The sequence below is a fragment of the Vibrio sp. 970 genome (assembly GCF_033339075.1).
On record NZ_JAWOTW010000245.1, the window covers coordinates 1 to 751 of the forward strand.

Consider the following 751-nt stretch of genomic DNA (forward strand, 5'->3'; position numbering starts at 1 on the left):
ACGCGTCGCGCAAATCCGCTGATGCTTTCTTCGCCAATCAAAGTGGCTAAACGTTGGGCAAAAGACATATTTCGTACTCCAGTTCGAATTGCGAAAGTTTACCCGTTGAGACGATGTGAAAACAAGACTAGGATGAATGCAGTTCAATTAAAGGAGAAAACCCATGGTTGCAAAAGTTGTGACTGCACCAAATGGCCCTGAATTTTCAGAGCTAGTTCAAGGATATTGGCGTGCGGCAGATTGGGGAATGACGGCTCAAGAGCGTTTGTCATTTCTTAAGCAACATATTGAGTTAGGGATCACGACGGTCGATCACGCAGACATTTACGGTAACTACGAATGTGAAGCGTTGTTTGGTGAAGCGTTAGCTTTGGATAAAAGCGTACGCGACCAAATCCAGATCGTGACCAAATGTGACATTAATTTGTGTGGTGACAAAACACCTGAACGCAAAATTAATCACTACGACACAAGTTCGGCACACATTTACCAATCAGTGAACAACTCACTTGAGCGCTTAAATGTGGATGAAATCGATGTGCTATTGATCCATCGTCCAGATGTATTGATGGATGCTGATGAAGTTGCGGAAGCATTCACGGAGCTGCACAAAGTCGGTAAAGTGAAGCACTTTGGTGTGTCCAATTTTACGCCGCGTCAGTTCGAATTGCTGCAATCGCGCCTTGGTAAACCTCTTGTGACTAACCAAGTGGAAATCAACCCGCTTAATTTTGAGGTTGCGCACGATGGA

General features: G+C 44.7%; 1 protein-coding gene and 1 pseudogene. One reads left to right on the forward strand and one right to left on the reverse strand.

All coding sequences use genetic code 11. The features are described 5' to 3' along the window. Nucleotides 1–68: pseudogene (locus R7Q11_RS25955) on the reverse strand (XRE family transcriptional regulator); the annotation flags it as partial. Nucleotides 69–163: 95 nt separating this feature from the next. Between R7Q11_RS25955 and R7Q11_RS25960 the strand changes: the two are divergent. Then, the coding region (locus tag R7Q11_RS25960; protein WP_225466977.1) for an aldo/keto reductase family oxidoreductase at nt 164–751 on the forward strand (588 nt) is incomplete at its 3' end.